The organism is Chordicoccus furentiruminis (assembly GCF_019355395.1).
In the GTDB taxonomy this organism is placed as follows: domain Bacteria; phylum Bacillota; class Clostridia; order Lachnospirales; family Lachnospiraceae; genus Chordicoccus; species Chordicoccus furentiruminis.
This window is the reverse complement of sequence record NZ_CP048829.1, coordinates 1,383,379-1,407,924: the sequence shown is the minus strand read 5'-3', so window position 1 is coordinate 1,407,924 and position 24,546 is coordinate 1,383,379. Positions and strand designations below refer to the sequence as shown.

Annotated in this window: 27 protein-coding genes and 1 pseudogene; 10 read left to right on the top strand and 18 right to left on the bottom strand. The window is 54.9% G+C overall.

The genetic code is table 11. The features are described from left to right. Positions 1 to 36: 36 nt before the first annotated feature. From G4C92_RS06615 to G4C92_RS06575, 9 genes are all read right to left on the bottom strand, one after another. Positions 37 to 342, bottom strand: coding sequence for a phage head closure protein (locus tag G4C92_RS06615; protein WP_274941782.1), 306 nt, complete (start codon positions 340 to 342; stop codon positions 37 to 39). Positions 343 to 354: 12 nt separating this feature from the next. Continuing rightward, positions 355 to 1,998 (bottom strand): terminase large subunit, encoded by a 1,644-nt coding sequence (locus G4C92_RS06610; protein ID WP_274941781.1) that lies wholly within the window; start codon positions 1,996 to 1,998, stop codon positions 355 to 357. A gap of 4 nt (positions 1,999 to 2,002) precedes the next feature. Continuing rightward, the gene (locus G4C92_RS06605; protein ID WP_274941780.1) at positions 2,003 to 2,236 is read right to left on the bottom strand and encodes a hypothetical protein; all 234 of its coding nucleotides are present in this window, start codon (positions 2,234 to 2,236) and stop codon (positions 2,003 to 2,005) included. Between the two features lie 6 nt (positions 2,237 to 2,242). Beyond that, positions 2,243 to 2,530 (bottom strand): HNH endonuclease, encoded by a 288-nt coding sequence (locus tag G4C92_RS06600; protein WP_274941779.1) that lies wholly within the window; start codon positions 2,528 to 2,530, stop codon positions 2,243 to 2,245. Next, positions 2,527 to 2,802: a head-tail connector protein gene (locus tag G4C92_RS06595; RefSeq protein WP_274941778.1), complete on the bottom strand. Its 276-nt coding sequence runs from the start codon at positions 2,800 to 2,802 to the stop codon at positions 2,527 to 2,529. Before G4C92_RS06595 ends, G4C92_RS06600 begins: the two co-directional genes overlap by 4 nt. Before the next feature lie 36 nt (positions 2,803 to 2,838). Further along, on the bottom strand, positions 2,839 to 4,326 hold the full coding sequence (locus G4C92_RS06590; protein WP_274941777.1) for a phage major capsid protein: 1,488 nt from the start codon (positions 4,324 to 4,326) through the stop codon (positions 2,839 to 2,841). After that, positions 4,316 to 5,446: a phage portal protein gene (locus tag G4C92_RS06585; RefSeq protein ID WP_274941776.1), complete on the bottom strand. Its 1,131-nt coding sequence runs from the start codon at positions 5,444 to 5,446 to the stop codon at positions 4,316 to 4,318. Before G4C92_RS06585 ends, G4C92_RS06590 begins: the two co-directional genes overlap by 11 nt. Positions 5,447 to 5,662: 216 nt before the next feature. Next, on the bottom strand, positions 5,663 to 8,014 hold the full coding sequence (locus tag G4C92_RS06580; RefSeq protein ID WP_274941775.1) for a phage/plasmid primase, P4 family: 2,352 nt from the start codon (positions 8,012 to 8,014) through the stop codon (positions 5,663 to 5,665). After that, complete coding sequence (locus G4C92_RS06575) at positions 7,998 to 8,186, bottom strand: helix-turn-helix domain-containing protein (RefSeq protein ID WP_274941774.1); 189 nt, start codon at positions 8,184 to 8,186, stop codon at positions 7,998 to 8,000. Before G4C92_RS06575 ends, G4C92_RS06580 begins: the two co-directional genes overlap by 17 nt. A 165-nt stretch (positions 8,187 to 8,351) precedes the next feature. Here G4C92_RS06575 and G4C92_RS06570 point away from each other — a divergent pair, with 165 nt between their 5' ends. Together G4C92_RS06570 and G4C92_RS06565 are read left to right on the top strand one after the other, a co-directional pair. Next, positions 8,352 to 8,897: a helix-turn-helix domain-containing protein gene (locus G4C92_RS06570; RefSeq protein ID WP_274941773.1), complete on the top strand. Its 546-nt coding sequence runs from the start codon at positions 8,352 to 8,354 to the stop codon at positions 8,895 to 8,897. A gap of 14 nt (positions 8,898 to 8,911) precedes the next feature. Continuing rightward, complete coding sequence (locus G4C92_RS06565) at positions 8,912 to 10,276, top strand: tyrosine-type recombinase/integrase (RefSeq protein WP_274941772.1); 1,365 nt, start codon at positions 8,912 to 8,914, stop codon at positions 10,274 to 10,276. 337 nt (positions 10,277 to 10,613) lie between these two features. Here the strand turns inward: G4C92_RS06565 and G4C92_RS06560 are convergent, their stop codons facing one another. The 3 genes from G4C92_RS06560 to G4C92_RS06550 form a co-directional block, all read right to left on the bottom strand. After that, the gene (locus tag G4C92_RS06560) at positions 10,614 to 10,847 is read right to left on the bottom strand and encodes a kinase (protein ID WP_274941771.1); all 234 of its coding nucleotides are present in this window, start codon (positions 10,845 to 10,847) and stop codon (positions 10,614 to 10,616) included. 96 nt (positions 10,848 to 10,943) lie between these two features. Further along, on the bottom strand, positions 10,944 to 12,371 hold the full coding sequence (locus G4C92_RS06555) for an alanine/glycine:cation symporter family protein (protein ID WP_274941770.1): 1,428 nt from the start codon (positions 12,369 to 12,371) through the stop codon (positions 10,944 to 10,946). A 33-nt stretch (positions 12,372 to 12,404) separates the two neighbouring features. Further along, positions 12,405 to 12,794: a 4Fe-4S binding protein gene (locus G4C92_RS06550; protein WP_274941769.1), complete on the bottom strand. Its 390-nt coding sequence runs from the start codon at positions 12,792 to 12,794 to the stop codon at positions 12,405 to 12,407. A 128-nt stretch (positions 12,795 to 12,922) separates the two neighbouring features. On the opposite strand from G4C92_RS06550, the gene G4C92_RS06545 reads away from it, so the two are divergent. The 4 genes from G4C92_RS06545 (at position 12,923) to G4C92_RS06530 (ending at position 17,149) form a co-directional block, all read left to right on the top strand. After that, the gene (locus G4C92_RS06545) at positions 12,923 to 15,130 is read left to right on the top strand and encodes an ATP-dependent helicase (RefSeq protein WP_274941768.1); all 2,208 of its coding nucleotides are present in this window, start codon (positions 12,923 to 12,925) and stop codon (positions 15,128 to 15,130) included. A gap of 64 nt (positions 15,131 to 15,194) precedes the next feature. After that, entirely contained in the window at positions 15,195 to 15,929 is a 735-nt protein-coding gene (locus tag G4C92_RS06540; RefSeq protein WP_274941767.1) for a 3'-5' exonuclease, read from the top strand. Positions 15,930 to 15,967: 38 nt separating this feature from the next. Beyond that, positions 15,968 to 16,435 (top strand): GNAT family N-acetyltransferase, encoded by a 468-nt coding sequence (locus G4C92_RS06535; protein WP_274941766.1) that lies wholly within the window; start codon positions 15,968 to 15,970, stop codon positions 16,433 to 16,435. A gap of 150 nt (positions 16,436 to 16,585) precedes the next feature. Beyond that, positions 16,586 to 17,149, top strand: a complete 564-nt coding sequence (locus G4C92_RS06530) for a Crp/Fnr family transcriptional regulator (RefSeq protein ID WP_274941765.1) — start codon at positions 16,586 to 16,588, stop codon at positions 17,147 to 17,149. Here the strand turns inward: G4C92_RS06530 and G4C92_RS06525 are convergent. Next, positions 17,110 to 17,607 carry an MATE family efflux transporter gene (locus tag G4C92_RS06525; protein WP_274941764.1) on the bottom strand — a complete coding sequence of 166 codons (498 nt, stop codon included), beginning with the start codon at positions 17,605 to 17,607 and terminating at the stop codon, positions 17,110 to 17,112. The genes G4C92_RS06530 and G4C92_RS06525 overlap by 40 nt on opposite strands. A gap of 379 nt (positions 17,608 to 17,986) precedes the next feature. Next, positions 17,987 to 18,214: pseudogene (locus tag G4C92_RS06520) on the bottom strand (MATE family efflux transporter); the annotation flags it as partial. Positions 18,215 to 18,512: 298 nt separating this feature from the next. Here G4C92_RS06520 and G4C92_RS06515 point away from each other — a divergent pair. From G4C92_RS06515 to G4C92_RS14920, 4 genes are all read left to right on the top strand, one after another. Next, positions 18,513 to 18,869 (top strand): type II toxin-antitoxin system RelE/ParE family toxin, encoded by a 357-nt coding sequence (locus G4C92_RS06515; RefSeq protein ID WP_274941763.1) that lies wholly within the window; start codon positions 18,513 to 18,515, stop codon positions 18,867 to 18,869. Further along, positions 18,866 to 19,159 carry a helix-turn-helix domain-containing protein gene (locus G4C92_RS06510; RefSeq protein WP_274941762.1) on the top strand — a complete coding sequence of 98 codons (294 nt, stop codon included), beginning with the start codon at positions 18,866 to 18,868 and terminating at the stop codon, positions 19,157 to 19,159. Before G4C92_RS06515 ends, G4C92_RS06510 begins: the two co-directional genes overlap by 4 nt. Before the next feature lie 146 nt (positions 19,160 to 19,305). Further along, positions 19,306 to 20,064 carry a type IIL restriction-modification enzyme MmeI gene (locus tag G4C92_RS14925; RefSeq protein WP_330654852.1) on the top strand — a complete coding sequence of 253 codons (759 nt, stop codon included), beginning with the start codon at positions 19,306 to 19,308 and terminating at the stop codon, positions 20,062 to 20,064. Next, positions 19,968 to 20,699 (top strand): type IIL restriction-modification enzyme MmeI, encoded by a 732-nt coding sequence (locus G4C92_RS14920; protein WP_330654829.1) that lies wholly within the window; start codon positions 19,968 to 19,970, stop codon positions 20,697 to 20,699. The genes G4C92_RS14925 and G4C92_RS14920 overlap by 97 nt, the downstream gene beginning before the upstream one ends. Positions 20,700 to 20,928: 229 nt before the next feature. On the opposite strand, the gene G4C92_RS06500 is transcribed toward G4C92_RS14920, so the two are convergent. The 4 genes from G4C92_RS06500 to G4C92_RS06485 all read right to left on the bottom strand — a co-directional run bounded on the left by G4C92_RS06500 (position 20,929) and on the right by G4C92_RS06485 (position 24,492). Further along, positions 20,929 to 22,284 (bottom strand): MATE family efflux transporter, encoded by a 1,356-nt coding sequence (locus tag G4C92_RS06500; RefSeq protein ID WP_274941761.1) that lies wholly within the window; start codon positions 22,282 to 22,284, stop codon positions 20,929 to 20,931. Positions 22,285 to 22,727: 443 nt separating this feature from the next. Next, complete coding sequence (gene rbr, locus G4C92_RS06495; protein WP_274941760.1) at positions 22,728 to 23,273, bottom strand: rubrerythrin; 546 nt, start codon at positions 23,271 to 23,273, stop codon at positions 22,728 to 22,730. A gap of 2 nt (positions 23,274 to 23,275) precedes the next feature. Beyond that, entirely contained in the window at positions 23,276 to 23,689 is a 414-nt protein-coding gene (locus G4C92_RS06490; RefSeq protein ID WP_274941759.1) for a Fur family transcriptional regulator, read from the bottom strand. Between the two features lie 59 nt (positions 23,690 to 23,748). Continuing rightward, on the bottom strand, positions 23,749 to 24,492 hold the full coding sequence (locus G4C92_RS06485; RefSeq protein WP_274941758.1) for a glycerophosphodiester phosphodiesterase: 744 nt from the start codon (positions 24,490 to 24,492) through the stop codon (positions 23,749 to 23,751). Between the last annotated feature and the right edge of the window lie 54 nt (positions 24,493 to 24,546).

Genomic DNA, 24,546 nt, shown 5'->3' with positions numbered 1-24,546 from the left:
CCCCTGTGAGGGGGGAACAAATGCTCCGCCCTTGCTTTATTCCGTCTTGCAGTACAGCACAAGGTCACTTTTGTAGCCCTCAAATACATCTATCCGGGTAATGTTGTAGGTCTTGCCCCGGTAAACAATCGTGTTCGCCGTGGTTATGTCGTTTCTATAGCCGATTTGGAACAAAACCTTTTCTTCCGTCTGCGTCGTTACCCGGTATATCTCATTTGCGGAAAGCTGCCGAAAATACGCCCACACGGTCGCAATCGTGACAAGTTCCTTTTTATGGTTGCCGTATTTGTCCGTTGTATAACGGCTTTCCTGTATCTCTATACGCTTGTCTTTCAGCTTCATAGCGGTTCCCCCTTATATTGCTGTAGTATATTCGCCCAAATGCTCATATAGCCCCACATAGCAGTCAAGCAAGGCCGCCGTGCCGTCAATGCGCTGTTTTGGCGATTGGTTCTTGATGGGAACTATATTGCCGTTCCTGTCCGTCTGAATGCCCGTGTTCGTCAAGCACCATTTCAGAACGGGATTATTATTGTATATGACTTTGTGCGCCTGCAAGTCCGCCCCTAACATCTGCATAGGCAGGGAAAGCGTTTTTGCGCCCTGTATGCAGCGAACCATGTTAAAGCCCTGCATTTGCATTTCCTCGACAAAGTACCTGGCGGAATAGCTGTCGTAATATACCCATGCCGGGAACAGGTCGTATTGCTTCACGGTTTCCACAAACCACGCTGTAACATCGGAATAGTTAATGCTGTTCCCATCGCATAGCCGTAACAAGCCCCGGTCAAACCATTTGTCATAAGGAATTTTGTCTTGCTGTACACGCTCCGCCAGCCTGTCGGCGGGTAGCCAGTACATTTGACAGATATACTTTTTATCGTCGCCGCGCTTCATAAATAGCAGGCTTGCGGCGGTCAGGTCGGTTGTAATGGACAGGTCAACGCCGCCGATACAGTACGCGCCCCGGAAATCCTCTAAACTGAATAACGTTTCGTTATTGATGTCGTCAAAGGAAAGCCACGCCGTTTTGACGGTTTCCCGCACGTTGAATTCCTTGCAGAGAACGCCGGAAAGTTCGTTGCGGTTCTGCTTTGCCCGCTCCACTTTCGCGGTCAGGTCGTCCAGCTTCTTTATACTGCCTAACGCCGGGTTAGCTTTCGCCCATGCCGTTTTATCCGTCCATTCGCTGCGGTCGTCCAGTTCATAAAGGATAGGCAGGAAATGCGGGTCAGCTATAGCCCCGTCCGCCACGCTTGCCGCATAGGTGTACATATCATCAAAAATACATTCCCGGACGGTTCCGGCGGTCGTTATCATAATCATAAGCGGCTGCCGCCGTGCGCTCTGTGACTGCCGCATGACTTCATAAAGGTTCCTGTCTTTTACGCCGTGCAATTCGTCCATGATAACAAAGCTTGCGTTCAAGCCGTCCAGCGTGTCAGAATTGCGGGCAAGGGGCTGAAACTTTGACATTGTGGGTTCATAGTATAAATCGCTCTTGCGCTTGCGGAAATGCTTTGACAATGCCGGGGATTGCTTTATCATGTTGTGGGCTTCATCGAACAACAGGCGGGCTTGCGCGTATTTTGTCGCCGTGCTGTAAACCTCTGCGCCGCCCTCGCCGTCGCTTGTCAGCATATACAGAGCAAGCCCCGCTAAAAGCGTTGATTTGCCGTTTTTACGCCCCACAAGGAAAAAGCTTTCCCTGTACTGTCTGCACCCAGTTTCACGGTCTATAAAGCCGTACAGGGCTTGTATATAGGCTTTTTGGAACAGTTCAAGGGAAATACCCTTGCCCGCCCATTCGCCTTTAGAATGCTTGCAGAAACGCTCTATAAAGGCGATAGGACGGCTTGCCCGCTGTTCGTCAAAGACATATTGCCCGGACGTGTCAAGGCAGGCAGACGCAAGGCGGCTATATACCGCCTTTACGCGCCGGGATGCCGTGATTTCGCCGCTTTGTAGTTTGCAGTTATATTCCGTGATATAGTTCATGCTTTCACGCTCCGTTAAATGCCGCCAGTTCGTCAACCTCTGTTTCCGTCAGGCTTTCCAGTTCTGCGCAAAGCTTCAAATACTGTTTCTGTACCGTCAGGTAAGTGCGCATTAGTTTTGTATATTCCGCCGTGTTGCTGTCGTTCCGCGCCGTGTTTATCTGCGCTTGCAGGAACGCCAGTTCATCGGACAGGAACTTGATTTCCTGCTTTAATTCTGTGCTGTAGCTGTCATTCATAGCCGTTTACCTCGCTTTCACTAAATTTCCGTTATCATCAAAGGCAAGCCCCGCCGCCGTCGCGCCGCCCTGTCCAAAATGTTCCGCGTTGTGACAGTCACGGCAAAGGGCTTCAAGGTTGGCGGGGTTCAAGGAAACATCCGGGTCAAGCAGGTTTTCCGCCGTCAGGTAGGTTCTATGATGGGCGATTTCAGCGGGCTTGCCGCAACGCTCGCATATATAGTTCCTTGACAGCAGGAACGCCCGTGAAAGCCGTTTCCATGCCCTTGAATGATAGAATTCTTGCTGTGTCATGCCGTGCCGCGCTCCGCTGATAACGCTTTCAAAAGGCAGTCTATAACGCGCTGTAGCTTGTCCGTGTCCGCATTCTCGCCGTAATACCATAGCTGCAACAGGAATTGCCCCACCGTCCGCGCAACGGGTGAAAAGCTGCCGTCGGCGGGGGTGTAACCTGTCGTTGCTTCAAGGTATGGCGGAATAGCAGACACAAGCGGAATAATGATTGCGTCGTTGTCGCTGCCGTCTATGCGTAAAATGTCGCGGGCTTCTTCAATCGTGAAAATCATATCCGTGTGCCTGCCTTTCCGGGTCAGGGGCGGGGATTAGCCCGCCGCCTGTACCTCAACCTTGACGAACGCGCCCGGTACAATGGGCTTGCCGTCCGCGATACAAAGCGCCCTGTAGTCAATCAGTCCGCTTGTAAAGCCGCTTTCCCTGCTAACCTCTACCGCAACGCCCTGCGGGATATTCACGCCGTAATAGCGGAAATTGCCGAACAGGATAGTTCCGGCGGGGATATTGTCGTCAAGCACGATTTCAAAACCGAACAGGCGACGGACGCCGCCGCGCTCCGGGTCGGTGAAGAAATAACGCCCGTCCCCGTCTTTCAGCGGGTAAACCGTGCCGAACAGGGTTGCCGTGGACATTGCGAACTTTGCCCCGGCTGCATACCCGGCGGGCAACAGGGCGATAGCGGAAAGCAGGTTGTCGGCGGTCAGGCTTGCGGTCTGAATGCGGTTTTTGTTGTTCCACGTCACGCCGGACAGAATGCCCGTGGGCTGTCCACTGCCCGTGCCGGAAACGATAGCCGCGCCGATAGCGTCCGCGATGCTTGCTTTCAGTTCGTCCGTGATATAACGCTCAAACGCGGAAATATCCATGCGCTTTACGGCGGCGGACATGGACATAACCTTGATAAGCTCCCGCCCGGTAAAGGTGACGGCGGCGGTTGTCACGTCCTTGCGCTCCACGGCTGCGCCCTCGGTGTGCCAGCTTGCAGCGTCGCCGGGGGTTCCGACGGGAACGGAAAGATTGTTCGGGACAGAGAACAGGCGGATTTCATCAAACAAGCCGTTCACGCCCCGCGCCTGCTTCACAACTTCATTCAGGGTTGTGGTAGGAACGACGGCGGCGGAACTGGAAAGCGTGTTGAAAGCGTCGGCGCGTTTCTCCGCCTGCGCGGCTTCATAGGCGCGGCTTTCCGCGTCGGTCAGTTCCTTGCCCATAAGGGTCTTATAGAACGCCGTGCGGTATTCCGGGGTGTTGTGGGTGTCGGTTGCGGTGCTGCCTTTTTCAAGGCTTGCGGTAATGGGATTGAACATAGCTTTTTCCTCCTCCTGCGCTTTTCGCGCTTCTACATGGGTTTGAGTGTACGCCGCATAGTTTACGATACTGATTTCATAAACTTTGCTGATTTGGGTAATTGTGCGGGTCTGCGTCTGCTCGTCATAGTCCGCCGCGCCTATATCGAACGCAAAGGACATTTGCGACAGGTCGCCCCGCTTGACGGCTTCATATACCGCCCGCGCCTGTTCCGTGTCCGGCAGTTCCGCCGACATTTCAAGCCCCTGTTCTGTGACGGTCAGGGAAAGGGTTTTCGGGCTTCTCGCAAGGGGTATCTGTCCGCCGTCGTGATTGGTAATCAATACAATGTCGTTCAGGTCAAGCCCGCGCAATGCGTCCGGGGCGATAACCTCTTTGATGCTGCCTAAATCGGCGGGCTGATTGAATACCACGGCAACGCCGGTCAGGGTCAGGGGCTTGTCCGCTGCCCGGACTTCATAACAACGGGTCTGTGTTTCATGCTTCATCGGTGTTTACCTCGCTTTCTTCAAGTTGGTATGCGTCCGCTTTTTCAGCGGAAACATAGTTCAGGGATTGCAAACGCCTGTCGCCGTCCTCGACGGGCGGTAATGCCAAAATGCGGCGGGCTTCATTAACGGTCAAAAGCCCTAACGGAGCGGCTTCATGCAGCAGCTTGATTTTCGTTGCCGCGCTGGAAAACTCCATGCGTTCCGCTGTGAACGTGATCGCCGCGCCGCTTTTCAGGTGGAATTCCTGCGAAAGCTGCAAGGCGAACGGTTCCACTACGCTTTCATAGAACGCGCTGAATTCGTTTTCCGTATAGCTGCCGGAAATGATTTTCCCGTTTACGCCTAAATAGTCGAATATCTGCTTGTTCACGGCTTCAACCTGTTCTTGCGGGATGCTGTACGGGGTTACATTGGTAGGAACAAAGTCAAAGCGTTGATCGGTTGCCGCCACGCCGCCGGAATTCGCCGGGTTGAAATAGTCGGAAACGAACTGTTCCTTTTCCGTTTTCACCTGCGCCGGATTGACAAGCGACGTAAATTTCAGAACGCCGCGAATGCTTGTTCCATTTTTCACGCTTGCCGATATACCTTGATTGAGCGTTTCCGCCGTATCAAGCAGCGGGAACAACGGCGCGTTCCCGTCGCCTAACAGATCGTTGGTCAGGAAATGCCGCCGCAAATGGATAATATCGGCATAGGGGAACAAAACCTGTCTGCCGTCCGGGAACAGGCAGTCAAGATATAATGCGCCGTCCGTGCCGGGGACAAACTCGACGCTTTGCGGGGTGATCGGATAAACTGCCGTAATGCGCCCGGTGTCGTCGCGGGCAAGCAGCAGGAACGCATTGTTATTTGTAAAGTATGCCGCCGCTGTCTTATACAGCAGGTCATACCCGGACATATAAGCGTTCGGGGCGGTATTCAGCAGGTTTTCAAGGCCGCTGTCGTCGCTGTGCGCCTGTAATTTTGCCGTGTGCCTGCCGATAGCGTCCACGGCTGCGCGGAACGCTGCGTTTCCGTATGCTGTGCCGCTGAAACTGGAAAACGTGTTGTTTATCTCAATCACGGCTTGCGGCGGGGTCTGTTTCGGTCGGAACAGGCTTGATAAAATGCTCATTGGTCGAAACTCCTTTCCTGAAATTGTTTTTTCTCTGCGGGGGAAAAGAAAGCCCCTGCACCGTTGCCCTGCCGCCTGCTTTCTTGCGGTGTGGCGGGGGGATATGACAGGCAATGACGGGCAATCACAAAAGTTCCTTATGGGAAAACCGATTTTTGAAATCTGAAACTTTAGTACATGGGTGTCATTGCCCGTCATTCACACACGCCCGCAAGGTCAAAGCGGGACGATTGGTTCAAAGTCAGACTTTAATTTCAGCCCGTAATAGAACGCGCCTGCCGCTGTCTTGCGCCAATTAAAGCCCGCCCCGGTCAGTGCTGCTTTGAAGTCGCCTGCGCCCCGCGCCCATTCGTGCGTATCGGTGCAATGCGTCCGGTATGCGTCGAACAGATCGCCCGCCCGTTGCGTGTGTTCCGGGGAAACCTCGCAACATTCTTCCAAAAAGGCGTTTAACCAGTCATTGTCAAAGCGGTATTCAGCGATAGCGCGTTTGACACATTCCGGCTGTTCAATATGAAAGCCTGCCGCATAGAACTTCCGTGCGCCCTCAATAACCCATGACAGGATAGCGCCGCCGCAATGTTCAAGCAGGTATTCCGTGTAATTCAGGATTTCACCCTGCATACCACGGAAACGGGCGTTGAACGGAACCACAACAAGCCTGTCCCATGTGCCGCTGTCGTTGGTTCCCACTTTCGGCAGGTGATTTGTATAAAGAACCGTTGTGTGCGATGGCAGGAATTTGAACGGGTCTTTATACTTCTTTTCCGCCTGTATGGGGTCAGTGCTGCAAAGCTGCTTGACGACGGCAGTATCAAGGCGCATACCCTCTTGCAGTTCCGCCGCAATGACAAGACGCTTGCCGCGCAATTCTGCATATTCAGGGCTTTTGTTCTTCCTGCAATTCACGGTCAGGGTTTCGGCGGACAGTGTGCCGTAATAGTCGCCCATTGCCCGCGCTTTTGCGTTGTAGAACGTGCTTTTGCCGTTGCCGCCCCTGCCGTATGCCACGGTCAGCTTTTCAACGTAAACGCTGCCGACGGCTTCCATACCGGAACATACCTGCAAATAATCCTGCAATTCCCGGTCGCCGCAAGTCAGGCGGTCAAGGAAAGCAAGCCATTCGTTCATACCGTCAAGCGACGGGGAAACCGCTGTCATTTTGGTTATGAAATCCTGCGGGTCATGCGGGCGCATTTTCCCGGTTTTCAGGTCAACGGTTCCGGCGGGTGTGTTCAAAAGGAACCCGTCTTTGTCCAGTTCGGAAACGGCTATTTCAGCCATTGGTTCCGCTTCTGTCAACGTCGCCGCAATGCGGCTTGTTTTCCGGCGGTCAAGTACAAAGGAACGGTATTCTTTCGCCGCCCGTACTGCCTGCTTTGCGTCTTTTTCGGCTTCCTCGTCGCCTGCTTCAATGGCTGCGTCCTCGGCAGCGCGGGCAGCTTTTAACCGCTTCCGTGCGTCCTTTAACTGTCGGTCGGTCAATTCCTGCGACAGCTTCCGCGCCTGCAATTCGCTTTCGTTCCATACTTTGCCGTCATAGACAAGCCATTTTGTTGCAGCGCTGTATTTCAGTCTGTCGCCATACTGCGCCATGAAAACCCGTGCTTGTCCTACGTCTGTGTAATCGGTCGGTTCAACGCTCTGCGCAAATTCCTGTGCGACATATTCCGCCGGGGTCAGATAGGCCGGATTCGTTGCAATATTCTTTTCATAATGCTTGCAGGCGTCCCGCCATATCTTTTCTATTTCGTCGTCCGGTTTCGGTTCCTCGCATTGTGCGACGCGCTGCATATAGATTTCATGCGCCTGTTCGGTAATGCCGTATTTGGTCAGGACGGTTGCCGCAAAGCTAACAAGCGTTCCGTGCCGCTGTCCGGTCGGTATGATTTCCCCGAACTTTGTCCACGGGGATTCTTTCACCGCCTGTGCTTCTTTTGCCGCCTTTTCTTCCTGTTCCGGGTGTTCCGGTATCTGCATTTCATCGGCAAGGGCTAACAGATCGGCTTTACTGCATACCGCTTCATAATCGGTATGACCGTCAATCAAGCCTTTTTCCGTTCCGAAAAAGATTCTGTCGGCATTGGTGCAATCTGTGTCAGATTGCGGGAACAGGGCAATTAAAGCCCGCTGTATTCTGTCGCGTTCGTCTTTGTCGGTGATTTCCTCGCCGCAAACGACGGCAACGCGGAACCGCTCGTTTTCGTCGGTGCTGTTGAAAGTGTCATACATGAACGCCGCTTTCAGATTGTGGGCGGCTAATACTTCCGCAACGTGCGCCGGGGTTTCAATGGGAACGTCCGTGCGCTTGTTGTCTATGTCGTCAAGAAAGATTGTCTGCCGTGCGAAATCTTCCTTGACGGTTCCATTTTTCCCGGCTGCGCGGCTGCGCTCCGAAAACGGACATACACCCGGCTGAATGGTCTTTCCGGCTGTCAGGGCGGCGGCAATCTGCTTGACGTTCATATCCTTAATACTTGCCGATTTGGTGAACCGGGACTTTATGCCGCCGATTTCGCCGCGTTCCGGCTTGATATTGAATTTGTATCTGTCAACGTGAAGCAGCAAAGGTTTCGCCCCCTTTCTTGATGTAGTCTGCAAAGATTTCCCGTGTGATATAGCAGCGGTTTCCCACTTGAATGACGGGGAACGCCCCGCGCTTCACAAGTGTTCTGATTGCGTATTCCGGGAACTGGAATTCTTTTGCGGTTTCCTTTATGGTCAATGCGGGCTTTTCCACGGTCGCGCCCCCTTTCATTAAGATTCGTTTTTCTTGATAGTTTTCCTTGACAAAGGCGGTTCCCCTGTCTATAATTGCATTATAGCAGGTTCGCCCGCTAAGTCAAGTTTCCTTGAATCACTTTTAATATGTTCAAGAAAAGCGTCATTTGAAAGGAAAAAGAAAATGCCGAAAACAAGAAAAGGTTCATCTATCGAACTATACAATTCCCATTTTGCGGCGACGTTGCGTGAATTGATGGAACAGCACGGAACGACACAGAAAGAACTTGCTGAAGCTGTGAACGTTCGCCCGCAAACCCTTTCCCTTTATACGACGGGGGAAACACAGCCCAACGTGGACAAGCTGTTGAAGATCGCGGAATACTTCAATGTGACGACGGATTATCTTATTACAGGAACCATTCTTGAAGATATTCCCGTCCGTGAAATGCTCGGCCTGTCGGAACGGACAGTCGAAAACATGAAGCTGATAAAAGACGGTTATTTTGAAGATGCTCCCTATATGCTGCCCCTGCTTGATCGCCTGTTAGGGGATAAAGACTTTTACCTTGCATTGGAACAGGCGGCGACATGGTACGGCAGGAAACGGCAGCTTGAAGCAGCAGACGGCGACACAGAGAATGAAAGCGAATTCTGCGAATGGAAAGCTGCAAAGTACATGGAAACGTATTTGCTTGACTTCATGCGGGCAAATATGAATATACAATAAGAAAGGGTGGTTTTATGGCAAGTATCAGGAAGCGCGGCGACACTTACACCATAACCGCATACATGGGTTATGATGAAAGCGGGAAGCAGCGCAAGAAAACAACGACGTTCCGCCCGCCGGACGGTGTAACGCCGGGGAAAGCGGAAAAGTTGGCAAAGGCGTTCGCGGCAACGTGGGAAGATAAAATCCGGGGCTATGTCGCCCTTGATGAAAACAGGACGCTTTCAGAATTGGCAGAATGGTACTATTCCACGGTTGCGCCGCAAACCTTAAAGCCGAACGTGCTTGTAAACTACCGCAAGGGCGTTTATGACCACATTATCCCGGTGTTAGGGCGTGAAAAGCTAAAGAACATTACCGCGCCCATGCTCGACAGCCTTTTTGCAGAATTGCAGAAATCCGGCAATATGGAACAGTCGTTCAAGCTGAAAGACAGGGCATTGCTTGACGGCTTCAAGCGTCAGGAACTTGCAGACAAAGCAGGTGTCAGCCGTTCCGCCATATATAACGCCTTGCAGGGCAAGACAATGGGACGTGACCACGCCGAAAAGATAGCGGCGGCAATCGGGATGCCGTTAAACAAGGCATTTGACGATATGACAGAAAAGCGGGGATTGTCCGGGGCTTCTACAAACAAACTGAAATTGAACCTGTCCGCCATATTCACGGCGGCGGTCAAGAAAGAAATCATGCGCCGGAACCCGTGCAAGCTTGCCACGCCGCCTAAAGTCGATACAGCCCCCGCCGCATATCTGAATGAAGAACAATGCCGGGAACTGTTAGACATTCTTTCAGCACAAGACGATTTTCAGTTTGAAGTCATTATCAATTTGCTGATAGCGTCAGGAATGCGGGCGGGCGAATTGTCCGCGCTCTATTGGGAAGATATAAACCTCGATACAGGCATGATGTTTATACGTCATACGCTTGTCAGGGTTGACGGGGTGTATATCAGGCAGGAACCGAAAACAGAGGACAGCACACGGCGAATTGTCTTGCCGGAATACATCATTGACTTGCTGAAACGCCACAAGACAGAACAGGCAAAGCGGCGGTTGCAGTCCGGCGGGACGTGGAAAAACGCGGAACTGGTATTCACGAACAATTCCGGCGGCTTCTACCTCGGCGGGAATATCAATCAAAAGCTGAAACGGGTTATCAAAGGAACAGACTTGCCGCAAGACATACACTTGCACACGATGCGGCACACACACGCTTCATTGCTCATTAACTCCGATATAGCCGCCCGCGTGATTGCCGACAGGTTAGGGCATAGCACAACGAAAACGACGCTTGACACATACAGCCACGTTTTCGCGGAAAGTGAAGCAAGGGCAATGCAGGCTATTGACATGAAGCTGTTCCGCAAGACGAACTAAAAAAGGGCAAAAAAAGAACCGCTCCGGGCGGTTAAAATTTGTCGCTTGTTTGTCGCTTAAATTTATCAAAAGTCGCTTGTTTTCGCTCAATGATACTAAAAAGTAGGGGTCGGCGAAACACAAGAAATCCAGTAAAATCAAGGCTTTTCAGACATTCCTAAAAGATACTCAATTCTGTGTTTACTCTGTATAAGATATATTAAATATCTTATGGTTGGTACTATACAGGCCGAATATGTATCATGTGTGAACGATTTCACATCAATTTGTGAAGAATCGGGAAAAGAATTATAAATTAGGTTTGATGAGATCGTTCCGGCGCCTCCGGGAGCTGCCTTCACCACGTCTTCAGAATATCGAGGATCTGCTGCTCGTAGTCCCCCTCGAACTCCTCCTGCCGGCCTACCGAACGGACGTTGCTCTCACAGCCCGGTTCCTCCGGCGGGTATTCCCAGATGTGATATGACAGCCCTTTATGCCAGAAATCGATGCTGCCGCAGCCGTTTTCCTCCCCATAGGCGTAATCCCAGCCCTTCTGTTTCAGATACTTCTGAATCCGTTCCAGCCGCATGATAAAGCCCCCTTCCGGATGATGCGGTGCGCCGTCTGACGGCGCAGAAGATGAAATACGGTCTGACGCGCCGCAGCGGCCCGGCCGCGGCGTGATTTATTCTGCGCGGCGTCCGTCCGGCGCGTGCTGCCCGAAATAGTTCCGGGTCAGCCGGACGACGGTCGGCGAGAGGAAGAGCACCGCGATCAGGTTCGGAATCGCCATCAGTGCGTTGGCGCTGTCCGCGATCTGCCATGCCAGATCCAGTTCCACTGTGGCGCCGACCACGACGAAGACGACGTAGATCGCCTGATAGACTGCCATCCCGCGGGCACCGAAGAGAAATTCCATGCAGCGTCCGCCGTAGAGACTCCATGACAGCAGCGTCGAGTACGCGAACATCGTGATGCAGAGTGCGACGATGACGGAGGCGAGCCGGGGGCCGAAGGTGGCGCCGAAGGCTTCGATCGTAAGCTCCGAGCCGGCGGCCCGGCCGTAGTGGCCGGCGGCCGCCCCGGAGACCAGAATCGAAAGTGCGGTCAGCGTGCAGATCACGATCGTGTCGGCGAAGACCTCGAAGACGCCGTACATCGCCTGATGCACAGGATGCGTGACGTCCGCCGCCGCGTGGGCGATCGGAGCGGTGCCGAGACCGGCCTCGTTTGAGAAAATCCCCCGGCCGAATCCCGCCTTCATGGCCTGCTGCATCGCGACACCGGCGAGCCCTCCGCTGATGGCGGAGGGCCGGAAGGCGCCTTTGAAAATCTGCGCGAAAGCCGGGCCGACGGAGGAGAGGTGCGTGAAGACGACGGCCAGCGCGGCCAGAATGTAGATCAGCGCCATCACCGGGACGAGCCGCTCCGTGACGGATCCGATCCGCTTAAGTCCGCCGAACAGGACGAGGATCGTGAGGATGGCGGCGGCCACACCGACGAAGGCGTAGATAAAGGTCAGCGTGCCGTCATCGAGGCCGGGCCGGAAGGACTGAAAGACGGATCCGATGGACGCGGCGATTGTGTTGATCTGCGTCATGCATCCTGTGCCAAGCGCGGCGATCATCCCGAAGACACTGAACAGCACAGCCAGCCAGTGCCAGCGGGCGCCCAGTCCGTTTTCGATATAGTACATCGGACCGCCGACGAAGTCGCCCCGGACGTTTTTCTTCCGGAAATGAACCGCCAGCAGAATCTCCGCGTATTTTGTGCACATCCCGAACAGAGCCGCGACCCACATCCAGAAGATGGCGCCCGGTCCGCCCAGCGCGATGGCCCCGGCCACGCCGGCGATATTGCCCGTGCCGACGGTTCCTGCCAGCGCGGTCGTCAGTGCCTGAACCGGCGTCAGCGTCCCGTCCCGGCTGTCTGCGTTCCGCGAGCCGAAGAGACGGCCCACGGTATGCTTCATGATGAAGCCGAAACGGCGGAACTGAAGAAAGCCGAGGCGCGCGGAAAGAAAAATGCCGGTTCCGAGAAGAAGAACCAGCATCGGGATACCCCAGACGAGATTGTCAAATGCATGGATAAAGTTTGAAACTGCCTGCATCATGCTCCTTTTCTCCTGACGTCTGACGGGTGCCTGTTATTTTTCCACGACAGCGAGGATTCCCATCGGACATGCCTTCGCGCAGATGCCGCAGGCAATGCACTTGGAGGTGTACGGCTTGTCCGGCGCCTTGACCATCACATGCATCGGGCAGACCTTCACGCACTCGCCGCAGCCGGTGCAGAGCTTTTTATCGATGATATAGGTTCCCTTCGCGTTCTGCTTGATTGCGCCGCTCGGGCAGGTACGCGCGCACTTGCCGCACTGCAGGCAGACTTTCGGCAGCGGGGAGCCGTCAGGCTTCGCCGTGATCCGGATGCAGGATTTGTCAGGGTCAAATTCCTTGTAAAAGGCCGTGGAGCACGCTGCTTCGCAGGCGAGACATGCCTGACATGCGTTCTTGTCCGTGATGATCAGTTTTTTCATGTTTCCCTCCGTGAAATGAAATGAGTGCAAAGATACTGTTATTGTAGTCCCCCGGGAGAGAAAGCGCAATTGCCAACCGCTTCCGGTATCGTTGCCCGGACTGCCCGTGCCGTGGTATGATGCCTCTCATGACAAAGAATTCTCTTCCGATTCAGCTTAATCCCCAGCAGCAGGCGGCCGTCCGGGCCGTCGACGGACCTGTGCTGCTGCTTGCCGTGCCCGGAAGCGGCAAGACAACGGTTCTGATCGCCCGGCTCGGCTATATGATTCTCGGGAAAAAGATCCCGGCGGACCGGATCCTGACGCTGACCTACACCGTCTCGGCGACAAAGGACATGGAGGCCCGGTACCGGATGTATTTCGGGGACGCGCCATGCCCCGATTTCCGGACGATCAATTCCCTCTGCCTCCGGATCATCCGGTACTTCGGCCGGATGATCGGCCGGGAGCCGTACCGGCTTGTCACCGACGACCGGCAGATCGGCGGTGTGCTGGCGGAGATCTACCGCGAGACGGCGCAGGAATATCTCACCGAGAGCGAGCTGGCGAATCTGAGGGCGAGGATCACCTGCGTCAAGAACGGCATGATGACCGGCAAGGAAATCGAGGCGATGGATCATGACGCGGGGTATCCGTTTTCAACGGTGTACCGGCGCTACGTGGAGCGGCAGCGCGCGGAGCGATGGATGGATTTTGACGACCAGATGACCTACGCGTGGAACATTCTGAGGAGAAGTCCGGAGACGCGGCTGCATTTTCAGGAACAGTATCCTTATATCTGCGTCGATGAGGCACAGGACACGTCGAAGATCCAGCATGCCGTCATCCGGCTGCTGGCCGGGAAGCGGGACAATCTGTTTATGGTCGGCGACGAGGACCAGAGTATCTACGGCTTCCGCGCGGCGTATCCGGAGGCCCTGCTTGATTTTGAGAAGCAGCATCCCGGCGCGAAGGTCCTCCTGATGGAGGAAAATTACCGATCGGACGGCGCGATTGTCGACGCAGCGGACCGCTTCATCCAGCGCAACGCGCTGCGTCATCCGAAGCATATGCGTGCGGCGAGAAAGACGGATACACGGTCTCGCGCTGCGGAAGGGCAGGAGAGAAGCGCGGTCCGGGCAGTCACGCTCACCTCCCGGGCGGCCCAGTACGCGTATCTTGCCAAAGTGGCGGCCGACTGCCGCCGTGAGACCGCCGTGCTCTACCGTGACAACGAGAGCGCGCTGCCGCTGGTGGATCTGCTGGAGCGGCGGGGCATTCCGTACCGGATCCGCAGCGCGGATCTGACGTTCTTCACGAGCCGTGTCGTGACGGATATCGTGAATATCTGCCGCTTCGCGCTGGATCCGTCGGACGCCGCGCTGTTTCTTCAGATCTACTACAAGCTGAATTCCTATCTCAGCCGGGAAAATGCAGTCCGCGTCGCCGCCGCGCCGGCTCACGGCCTTCCGGTGCTGACCGCCGTGCAGCGGGACAGGAAGGTGCCGGCGGGCAGCAAAGCCAGCTGCAGAACGCTCCAGAATCAGCTGTACCAGCTGACGAAGGATTCGGGCGGCGCGGCGGTCCGCCGGATTGTCAGCCGGATGGGGTACGGGGACTATCTGGAGAAGGCCGGACTTTCGGACGGGAAGATCGCGATCCTGACGGCCATCGCGGACCGCGAAGGCAGCATGGAGAGCTTTCTTGCGCGTCTGGACGAACTGCGGGACGTGATCCGGGAGCACGAGGAACGGCCGGACTGCCTGTTCCTTCTCTCGACGATTCACGGCAGCAAGGGGCTGGAGTACGACCGGGTTTATCTGATGGATGTGGCGGACGGAATCTTCCCCGACCGTGTGCCGGGCCGCTTCGCCCAGAAGGAGGAGCGGGCGGTCTATGAGGAGGAAAGGCGGCTCTTCTACGTCGCGGCGACGCGGGCGAAGAATGAGCTGAACCTGTTCCGTTTCGCCTCCTCCGCGCTGGCGGACGACCTTGTGGGAACGGTGAAGCCGGCGCAGACGGCGCGGGGAGGGACGGCGGAGGTGCGGAGCGCGGGAACGCACGGCTCCCGCGCGGATCGGAACGGAAGAGATCGGACGGGCTCCCGCGGCGGCCTGTCCGCCGGCTCTTTCAGACGCGAAGAGCCGGCGGACGCATCCGGGATGAAACCGGAAGGCCCCGCCTTTGAGACGTACTGTCAGTCTTTTTCCGAAGGTCAGCTTGTGGAGCACAGCCGGTTCGGAACCGGAACGGTCACGGCGGTGCAGGACCGGACGATCACCGTCCGGTTCGGCGACAGGGAGAGGAAGATGGAACTCGGCATTCTGTACGCGAAGGGGCTTCTCTGGGTGCTGTGAGATACGGCGGTCTGCCTTTCCCGATCATCAAAAGGACAAAAATTTGTACAGCCGGTGCGATAAGATGGCGGCAGATGGAAAAGCCGCCCGGACCGGTGAAGCGAACGTCCGGAGCGAGGGAAAGGGGAGCAGAGTCGTGAAAAAGATATTTCTGGATCTGGAGATGAACGGCGTTCCTTGGAAGATACGGAAACGCTGCGGCCTCAGGATGGAGATCATCGAGATCGGAGCCGTGATGCTGAATGACGAAAACGAGGAAACCGGCTGTTTCCGTGAGTTCGTGAAGCCACAGCTTTCGGACGCGATGGAACCGGCTGTCGAGAAGCTGACGAATATCCATTTTGACCAGCTTGAGAGCGCGCCGCCGCTGGAAGACGTCCTGCGCCGTTTTCTGATCTGGTGCGGGGACGGCTGCGAGGTCTACAGCTGGAGCGATGCGGACAGCCGGCAGATCATAAAGGAGACGGACTGCAAGGGGATCGGGCAGAGCGCTGCCCTTCAGGAGATGCTCGGTTGCTGGCACGACTATCAGGCGGAATTCGGCGCGCTTCTTCCTTTTGAAAAGAAGCTTTCGCTGTCACAGGCCGTGCTGATCGCCGGGCTTGAGTTTTCGGGGCGGGCGCACGACGGCCTCAACGACGCGAGGAGTACGGCGGATCTTTATCGGATGGCCGGGGATCCGCAGCAGTTCGGCCGGTTCCGGAAAAACGTGCGCCGGGCTTTCGGTCTCGAAGAAGAGTCTCCGGTGACGATGGGGGATCTCTTTGATTTTTCGAATCTTACGTCGAGGGCGGGATAAGGCCGGTGCGGGTTTATCCGGTTCAGAATCAGAAGGGAATGGAACATGCCATGCGGTTTGAGACAAAGTTTTTTGATGATCTGACGGCGCGGGAGCTGTACGAGATTCTCCGCGCGCGGGCGGATGTTTTTGTCGGAGAGGAAAAGATCCTGTATCCGGATGCGGACGGCGTCGATTATGACTGCCTCCATATCTTCAGCCGGGACGAGGCCGGGACCGTGACCGCGTACCTTCGGATGTTTCCGAAACAGGAGGAACCCGGCACGGTCCAGATCGGACGGGTGCTGACCCGGAGGCGCGGCGGCGGGCTGGGCCGCCGGCTTATGGAGGCGGCTCTCCGCGCCGCCACGGAGACCTTTCACGCAGGTGGGGTATATGTGGAATCCCAGAAGCACGCGGAGGGCTTCTACGAGAAGCTGGGCTTCCGGGCCGTCTCGGCGGATTTCATCGAAGCGGGGATCCCGCATGTGAAGATGAGAAGGGAGCTGGGAGGGGAGAAAGGGTGAGGATCCGGCATCGCGGCCGGTTCCTCTGCTCTTGAATAGTATTCAGGCACCGCCGCTCCGGCGTCTCTTTTAGCCCGAAGGGCGCGGGGCTGCAGCGAAATGTATCACCCCCATATGGCACCAATAACGACAATAGAGAGGATGTTGCCTGTGAAAAGGACTTTTGACAAACAGGTTCTGCTGCAGCTTTGTCAGAAAGCGCATCTTGACACGATCCTTGATCCCGATAAGATCGGCTTCTTTGGCTGTGTATATAAAAAGGGAGAATATCTCTGTCAGCCTTGTGAAGAAGAGCATCATCTGCAAATTGTAGTGGAGGGACAGGTCAGCATTTATCATATCCGGGATGATGGAGCGAAATATTCGCTGACGCTGGGAAGCGGTGTATTTCTATTGGGGGATATGGAATTTTATCAGCCGTCGCCGCCCCTGTTTTTTGCAGAGGCCATGACCGAAACGGTGAGTATCGTCATTCCTCTGGCGCAATACGGGGATGCATTAAAGCATGATGTCCGTTTCCTTAATTTCCTGGTGGGCGTGTTATCTCAAAAGCTGTTCACAATTGTCTGCTCCGATGCAGCCAATGCCTCGCTGACAGATCGCGTACTGAATCATCTGAAGTACCACTGTGAAAACGGACTTCTGTACGGCCTGGAGAAAAGCGTCTTTCAACTTCATTGCAGCAGTGCAGGCAGGGCCATTCCGACCGACTGAAACAGAATCGTGGCCAGCATAATAAGACCGACAAGAACCATGGACACTACCTGCAGCTGCAGACAGTCTCTGTTCCGGGAACCGAAATAGTATCCAAAGAGCGGCTGACCGCCGAAGGTAAGGCCAGGGATGATCATCAATACGATCAGACTGATCTTGATGGCGATTCCCATAGCTGCGATTTTATCGTTTCCATAGGGTAACAGCGCCTGATTCAGAAACACCACACCAAAACTCTGCATGATGTTGGGAACGGTCGCGGCCAGCCCGACAGACAGAATCTGCCATTGGAAAGTGCCGGATATACTGATTTCCTTGACAGAAACAGATAGCCAGGAGCTTTTCTTTTTGACGATAAAAAGACTGTACAGGACAGTGAAGCCGTATCCGATCACAGTCGCGATCGCTGCGCCTGCCGCTCCCAGCCCTGCAACGGAAATCAGAATCGGATCCAGCATAATGTTGACGACCGCGCCGCCAATCGTGCTGATTATAAAGATGCCTCCTATAATGCGTTGAAGCGTTCCTGAGGCGATACCGGATGCTCCTTTCTGAAATGTGGAAGCGGGCCGCTATCGTTTTCCCGCTGTTTCTGATTTGAATCTGCATGTCCCGGACGATCTCTCCGGCAGTCGATTCAAGAATCCTGCTCTTTCCGCCACCAGGCTGGTTGACGGAGATTTTGCGTCTCTGCCGCACCGTGCGGATCCGGTGCCCCATTTGCTCCAGAATCTGTCCCTGCTTTGGGCGATTACACAGGCTGGTACACGCGCAGCCAGTCTGACGTCTTCTGCAAATCCGCAGCAGGCTGTCTGCATCCATGCGTCCGGTTCCTTCTCACCTCGTCAGATTCTTCACCCACTTGTATTTTCTGAAGTGAATCATCACCCACGGAATTTTGCCGACCTCGTCGACGCAGGTGCAGGCGTACACCATCAGAACCGGCCAGTGGAAGACGAAGGCGCCGAGAAGCGCCAGCGGGATCGCGATGCCCCACATGCAGACGGCCAGCGAGTACATGTCGAAGAGCGTATCGCCGCCGGCGGCGAGGACGCCGTTGATGATGAAATCGGCACTCCAAAAACAATACAATGTAAAACAAGGGTTCAGGCACAGAAAGTGGCTTAAAACAAGGCGTTCCGGGCACTTTGGCGTTTACCCGGACGTCTTTTTATGCGCTGTTTAAGAGGAGACAGGGCCGCTTTGGGAAAATGGAGCCGGATAAAAAGGAGCACCCTTGTTACGTTTTGAACCGTTGTTACGATTTCAAGTAAACGTAACAATAGTACAGATCGAAAAAAGCATCCCGCCGGCTCTTGACGGAATGGGATATATCTCATATAGTTGCAACAAGGAGAGGCCTATGAGGTTTACCGTAGAATTTTATGAGACAGCCGATGGGAAATGCCCGGTTCAGGATTTTATCGATTCTCTCGAACCCAAGATGGGAGCAAAGGTGTTCTCAATGCTCGAAATACTGGAAGAGAAGGGCAATACGCTGAGACTTCCATACAGTGAGCATCTGGGCGACGGAATCTTTGAACTTCGCTGCAAATTCAGCTCAAACATTACAAGGACGCTATACTTCTTCTACGAGGGAGCGACGATTGTAATGACGAACGGCTTTGTAAAGAAAACACAGAAAACGCCTCCGTCAGAAATTGACCTGGCGAAGAGGAGACGAAAGGACTATATCGAAAGAAAGGAGAAGCGGAAATGACTCTTCAGGAATATAAGAAAATAAAAATGCAGGATCCGGAATTTGCTAAAGCTTATGACGAAGTGCAGCCGGAGATGGATGTCGTGAGGGCGATTATTGATGCCCGCGCTTCTCAGAACCTCACGCAGAAGGAACTCGCGCAGCGCACCGGAATTGACCAGGCGGAGATCAGCAAGCTGGAGAATGGAACCAGAAATCCGTCCATTAAGCTTCTGCAGAGGCTTGCGGATGGCATGGGTATGGTGTTGCACATCTCCTTTGAGCCGAAGAAAACGACTGGGAGCGTGTAATTTTTCCGAAGAAGAAAACCGGATGACTGTCTGCAATTTCTTATGGTAAGATGGGAGAAGCGAAACAGCGCATCAGGGTAAATGTTCGAAGGGCAGGAGCTTAGACGCTTTCCGGCCCTTTCTTCATATAGAGAGTGGTGAATCAGATGACAGATGCCCAGCAGAGAGAAGCTGCGAGACAGTTTATCAATAAATGGAGAGACGGAGGAGATGAGAAGCAGGATTGCCATCCATTTTGGATCCAGCTGCTTCAGAACATCCTCGGCGTTGAAAATGCCACGGAATATATTCAGTTCGAAAAACCGGTGAAGCTTCGTGAAGGCGATGGGAAAATTCATACCCGCTACATTGACGGGTATATTTCCGATGTGAAGGTTTTGATCGAACAGAAGGGGTCAAAGCATCCGCTGGATGAGAAGGAGCCGCAGTCCGGCGGGGAAATGCTCACGCCATATGAACAGGCGAAGCGGTACAACGATAATCTTCCGTTCGATGAAAAGGCCAGATGGATCGTGACCTGCAATTTCCTGAACATCTGGGTCTATGACATGAATGTCACGGTCCCGGAACAGCAAAAGATCGAACTGCCTGACCTCCAGACGAGATACCCGCTCCTGGACTTTCTTGTGAAGAAGGAAGTCAAAGAGCTTAGCCACGAGATGGAGGTTTCCATCAAGGCAGGGGATATAGTCGGATTGATTTACGATGCGTTTCTGAAACAGTATGGCGTAAGCGAGACTGTACCAAAGGACGAGACGGAAGAAGAGAAGAAAAAACGGGAGCACAAGCTTCGCAGCCTGAACGCACTTTGCGTGCGCCTGGTCTTCCTGTTCTACAGTATGTTGGATCAAGGGATTTCATCAATAATGATGAGAAAAGATATTGTCTATGGCTTAGAGATGTGAACCCAAGGTATTATCGACAGAATAAAGAAGTTAAAAGAAGATTAGAAGCAGTCAGTAAGATGCGACGTGAAAGCACAGCTAAACCAACTAGGCAAGCAGCTGAAACGCCATATTTATTCTTTTCCGCTCCGCAGAAGAAGGATGTTCGGTATCTTGCTATTCCAGAAGTTTCATCACAAAGAAGAAGATACATTCCGATGGGATTTTTGCCAGAAGGGTGGATTGCGTCTAATAAGCTGTTGATTGTCGAAAATGCAGATTGCTATGATTTTGGAGTTTTGACTTCAAATGTTCACATGGCATGGGTGCGATGTGTGACCGGTCGGCTCAAGAGCGATTATCAGTATTCCGGCGCGATTGATTATAACACATTCCCGTGGCCGACACCGACGGAAGATCAGAAGAACCGGATTTCCCAGACCGCACAAGGTATCTTAGATGCCCGTGCTCTTTATCCGGATTCTTCCCTTGCTGATCTTTACGATCCGCTGACCATGCCGCCGGAACTGAGGAAAGCGCATACACGAAATGACATCGCTGTTATGCAGGCTTATGGATTCAGCACGAAGATGAGCGAGTCAGACTGTGTCGGTGAACTGATGCGGATGTATCAGAAGCTGACAGCAGCTGAATAACTGGAACAATATACAGAACCAGGCATAAGAATCAGAAATTTTGAGTGTTGAGTGTTTTTCCCGGATCTCATCATCCACGTGAAACAGGTCAATGCAGAGAAAGATGCGAATCAGGGCAATGCTCAGGCAGAGCATGCAGAGGAATGTGTAGGGATGAAATCGCGGACGGAGATGCCGCCGAGCACAACGCCGTAACGGAGCTGTCTGCATCCATGCGTCCGGTTCCTTCTCACCTCGTCAGATTTTTTACCCACCTGTATTTTCTGAAATGCAGCATCACCCACGGAATTTTGCCGACCTCGTCGACGCAGGTGCAGGCGTACACCATCAGAACCGGCCAGTGGAAGACGAAGGCGCCGAGAAGCGCCAGCGGGATCGCGATGCCCCACATGCAGACGGCCAGCGAGTACATGTCGAAGAGCGTATCGCCGCCGGCGGCGAAGACGCCGTTGATGATGATGGTGTTGACGCACCGGCCGATCATGTAGAATGCCATGATGATCATCATCCCGATGAAGAGCGAACGGGCGCGGTCGGTCAGGATGATGAAGCGAAGCAGCGGGGCGATCAGGATCAGGACCAGAGCAGTGACAGAGAAACCGCAGGCAAAGGCGATCTTCGCCATCCGGATGCCGTACTCCTTCCCGAGATCGAGGCGGCCGGCACCCAGCTCGTTTCCGACCATAATGCCGCCGGCCCCGGCGAGCCCGTTGCAGAGACAGCAGGTCAGATCGCGGATCACCGCGGCGACGGCGTTGGCTGCGGCGGCATCCGCGCCGAGATGGCCGATAATCGCCGTGTAGGATGTGAAGCCGACTCCCCAGAACAGACCGGCCCCGGCCAGAGGCAGGGCGCAGGTCCGGAAATCGCCGGCGACGCGGCTCCGAAGCCTCAGGAGAAGCCGCAGCTCCGGGCGGATAAAGCTTTTCTGATAAGAGGAGACGACCGCCCATCCCAGCTCGATCACGCGAGAGAGCAGTGTGGCGAGCGCCGCGCCCCGCACGCCCATCGAGGGTGCGCCGAGAAGGCCGAAGATCAGGACTGCGTTGAAGACGATGTTCATCACGACGGCGCCGGAACTGATCCAGCTGCTCCGTGCCGCATGACCGGTCACCTTCATGGTCGTCAGATAGCATTCGGTGACGCCGGTCAGAAGATAGGACCAGCCCGCGATCCGGAGATAGCCCGCGCCGATCCGCATCAGTTCCGGATCGTTCGTGAAGATCGCCATAAGCGGCTGCGGAAGAAGCAGGCAGAGCAGACAGAAGACGGATGAGACCAGTCCGGACAGGCGGAGACTCAGACAGAAGAGATCGTTGATGGTCTCGCGGTCGTTCCGCCCCCAGTACTGGGCGCCGAGAATCTGGAGCGCGCCGGTGATTGCGCTGAGGATCATATTCTGGACGAACTGAATCTGGGTCGCCAGCGAGACGGCGGCCATCGCGTTCTGGCTGAGACGGCCGAGCATGATCGCGTCGCAGGCGGCGACGGAAGAGAGCATCAGGCTCTGGAGACAGAGCGGGATCATCAGTTGATTGAGTTTTTGCCGGAAGCGTGTGTCCCGGATCCAATCGGGCAGTTTCATGGAGCAGATCCTTATCAGTATTGATCGGTATGAAGTATCGTCAGGAGCGGACGGAATAAGACGCGCGCTCTGCCTGAAATCTTACAGGAGGGGACGGCTGATGGCAACCGGCAATCCGGCATATGGCAGAGGCGGAGCAAACGGAAAATGAAACGGAAAGGCCGCAGCGCCGATCGCCTCCGGGAAATGGCCGGCGGAAGCTGCAGGTGGAGTGCGGACTGCCGGGAGGCGCCCCTTTGCGATGACAGCCGAGGATCGATGATGCGGTCAGACGACAGTGCGGGCGGATACGCTTCCGGTATTCGGAGACGGCGAAAAACCGGCCGGCGCCTTAAGACGCCGGCCGGCTTTTCGCTCTGCCTGTCCGCTTCCGGGGCCGGTCCGCTTTGCGGGCGGCCCGGAAGCGTATGGATTGTATGGAGGAAGATGATGCTGTTTTTGAATCAGTAGTTCTCTGCGTGAATTTCGAAGAAGCTGCGCGGATGGTTGCAGGTCGGGCAGACTTCCGGCGCTTCCTTGCCGATCACGATATGACCGCAGTTGCGGCACTCCCAGACCTTTACCTCGCTGCGCTCGAAGACCTGGGCGGTCTCGACGTTGTGCAGCAGCGCGCGGTAGCGCTCCTCATGATGCTTCTCGATCGCGGCGACGAGACGGAAGCGGGCCGCAAGCTCGGTGAAGCCTTCCGCTTCGGCTGTCTTGGCGAAGCCGTCGTACATATCGGTCCACTCATAGTTCTCGCCCTCGGCTGCGTCCGCGAGGTTTTCGGCTGTGTCGCCGAGTCCCGCCAGTTCCTTGAACCAGAGCTTGGCATGCTCCTTCTCATTATCCGCGGTTTTCTGGAAGAGCGCGGCGATCTGCTCGTAGCCCTGCTTCTTTGCCACGGAGGCGAAGTAAGTGTACTTGTTTCTGGCCTTGCTCTCGCCGGCGAACGCCTCCATCAGGTTTTTCTCGGTCTGTGTGCCTGCATATTTGTTCGTCTTTCCCATTATCATGCTTCCTTTCTGTCGTTGCGGTTTTCCTGTTTCTCCCTGCATGAGGGGCAGATGCCCTCGTATGTCAGGTTATATCCTGTGATCAGAAATCCGTGGGGATCCGTGACCGCGCCCAGCAGATCCGGCACGTTCGTTACATCCACATCAGCTACCTGCCCGCAGACGGTGCAGCAGCAGTGACGGTGGGGATGGCAGCGGAAATCGTAGTGGTCCGCGCCCTGAGGGACGTGGATCCGGCTGATTCTGCCGTCCGTGGCCAGTTCATTGAGAACCCGGTACACTGTCGCGCGGCTGATCGACGGATAGACAGCAGACACAGCGCGGTAGACGTCGTCCGCGGTCGGATGATTTTTCAGTTTCTGGACCGCGTCGAAGATGAATGTTTTCTGGAGCGTCATGCGTTTTGTCATATCGTTTCTTTCCGGTGCCGCTGTCGTTCTGAACTATTGATATAATATATCAATAAGGATTATATGTCAATAGAGAATTTATCCGACGCCCTCCGTGCTTTGTCCGGGTAATTCGTGATGATGGCATGCACCCCCTCGCGGACGCAAACCGCAAGATCCGCTTCGCTGTTGACAGTCCAGACGTTGACGTCGAGTTTTTTCGCCCGGCACTCCGCCATAAAATCGGGGTACTGAAGATTGTCGAAGGACGGATGCAGGGCGCCGACGCCGTGCGCCTGACCGTAGGCGGGCATGTCAATGAAGCCGTCCGCGTAGAGAAAGGCCGTGCGGACGGACGGCACGAGGGACTGCAGGCGTCGGATCGTGTAATGATTGAAGGAGGAGTAAAGGACACGGTCCTCCATCCCGCATTCCCGCGTCAGTTTCACGATCTTCTCCTCGATGCCGGGGAAGAAGAAGACGCCTGTCTTCAGCTCGATGTTGATGGAGAGGCCGGTCGGCTTCAGCAGGTCGAAGACCTCGCGCATCGTCGGGATCCGGATGCCTTCATAGGCAAGATTGCCGTTTGAGAAATCCAGCTGCTTCAGCTCGGTGAGAGTGTAGTCCTTCAGGAAGCCTTTGGCGCTGGAAGTACGGTCGATCCGCTCGTCGTGACAGACGGCCAGCTCGCCGTCCCTGGTGAGCTGAATGTCAAGTTCCACGCCGTCCGCGTGCATCTTCGCGGCCAGCTCGAAGGCTGCCAGCGTATTTTCCGGCGCATAGCCGCTTGCGCCTCTGTGTGCCCAGATCAGTGGTTTTGTCATCATGCTGTCTCCTTGCCGCCGCCGGTATTCCGGCGTCATCATGATTCGGGACAT

Coding starts and splice junctions, on each gene's coding strand:
- G4C92_RS06550 (WP_274941769.1), bottom strand. CDS start 12,794: ATGAAAAAACTGATCATCACGGACAAGAACGCATGTCAGGCATGTCTC.
- G4C92_RS06610 (WP_274941781.1), bottom strand. CDS start 1,998: ATGAACTATATCACGGAATATAACTGCAAACTACAAAGCGGCGAAATC.
- G4C92_RS06545 (WP_274941768.1), top strand. CDS start 12,923: ATGACAAAGAATTCTCTTCCGATTCAGCTTAATCCCCAGCAGCAGGCG.
- G4C92_RS06555 (WP_274941770.1), bottom strand. CDS start 12,371: ATGATGCAGGCAGTTTCAAACTTTATCCATGCATTTGACAATCTCGTC.
- rbr (WP_274941760.1), bottom strand. CDS start 23,273: ATGGGAAAGACGAACAAATATGCAGGCACACAGACCGAGAAAAACCTG.
- G4C92_RS06570 (WP_274941773.1), top strand. CDS start 8,352: ATGCCGAAAACAAGAAAAGGTTCATCTATCGAACTATACAATTCCCAT.
- G4C92_RS06540 (WP_274941767.1), top strand. CDS start 15,195: ATGGCGGCAGATGGAAAAGCCGCCCGGACCGGTGAAGCGAACGTCCGG.
- G4C92_RS14925 (WP_330654852.1), top strand. CDS start 19,306: ATGACAGATGCCCAGCAGAGAGAAGCTGCGAGACAGTTTATCAATAAA.
- G4C92_RS06565 (WP_274941772.1), top strand. CDS start 8,912: ATGGCAAGTATCAGGAAGCGCGGCGACACTTACACCATAACCGCATAC.
- G4C92_RS06535 (WP_274941766.1), top strand. CDS start 15,968: ATGGAACATGCCATGCGGTTTGAGACAAAGTTTTTTGATGATCTGACG.
- G4C92_RS06490 (WP_274941759.1), bottom strand. CDS start 23,689: ATGACAAAACGCATGACGCTCCAGAAAACATTCATCTTCGACGCGGTC.
- G4C92_RS06615 (WP_274941782.1), bottom strand. CDS start 342: ATGAAGCTGAAAGACAAGCGTATAGAGATACAGGAAAGCCGTTATACA.
- G4C92_RS06560 (WP_274941771.1), bottom strand. CDS start 10,847: ATGCGGCTGGAACGGATTCAGAAGTATCTGAAACAGAAGGGCTGGGAT.
- G4C92_RS06595 (WP_274941778.1), bottom strand. CDS start 2,802: ATGATTTTCACGATTGAAGAAGCCCGCGACATTTTACGCATAGACGGC.
- G4C92_RS06585 (WP_274941776.1), bottom strand. CDS start 5,446: ATGAGCATTTTATCAAGCCTGTTCCGACCGAAACAGACCCCGCCGCAA.
- G4C92_RS06525 (WP_274941764.1), bottom strand. CDS start 17,607: ATGCTGGATCCGATTCTGATTTCCGTTGCAGGGCTGGGAGCGGCAGGC.
- G4C92_RS06500 (WP_274941761.1), bottom strand. CDS start 22,284: ATGAAACTGCCCGATTGGATCCGGGACACACGCTTCCGGCAAAAACTC.
- G4C92_RS06485 (WP_274941758.1), bottom strand. CDS start 24,492: ATGACAAAACCACTGATCTGGGCACACAGAGGCGCAAGCGGCTATGCG.
- G4C92_RS06590 (WP_274941777.1), bottom strand. CDS start 4,326: ATGAAGCATGAAACACAGACCCGTTGTTATGAAGTCCGGGCAGCGGAC.
- G4C92_RS06600 (WP_274941779.1), bottom strand. CDS start 2,530: ATGACACAGCAAGAATTCTATCATTCAAGGGCATGGAAACGGCTTTCA.
- G4C92_RS06515 (WP_274941763.1), top strand. CDS start 18,513: ATGAGGTTTACCGTAGAATTTTATGAGACAGCCGATGGGAAATGCCCG.
- G4C92_RS06510 (WP_274941762.1), top strand. CDS start 18,866: ATGACTCTTCAGGAATATAAGAAAATAAAAATGCAGGATCCGGAATTT.
- G4C92_RS06605 (WP_274941780.1), bottom strand. CDS start 2,236: ATGAATGACAGCTACAGCACAGAATTAAAGCAGGAAATCAAGTTCCTG.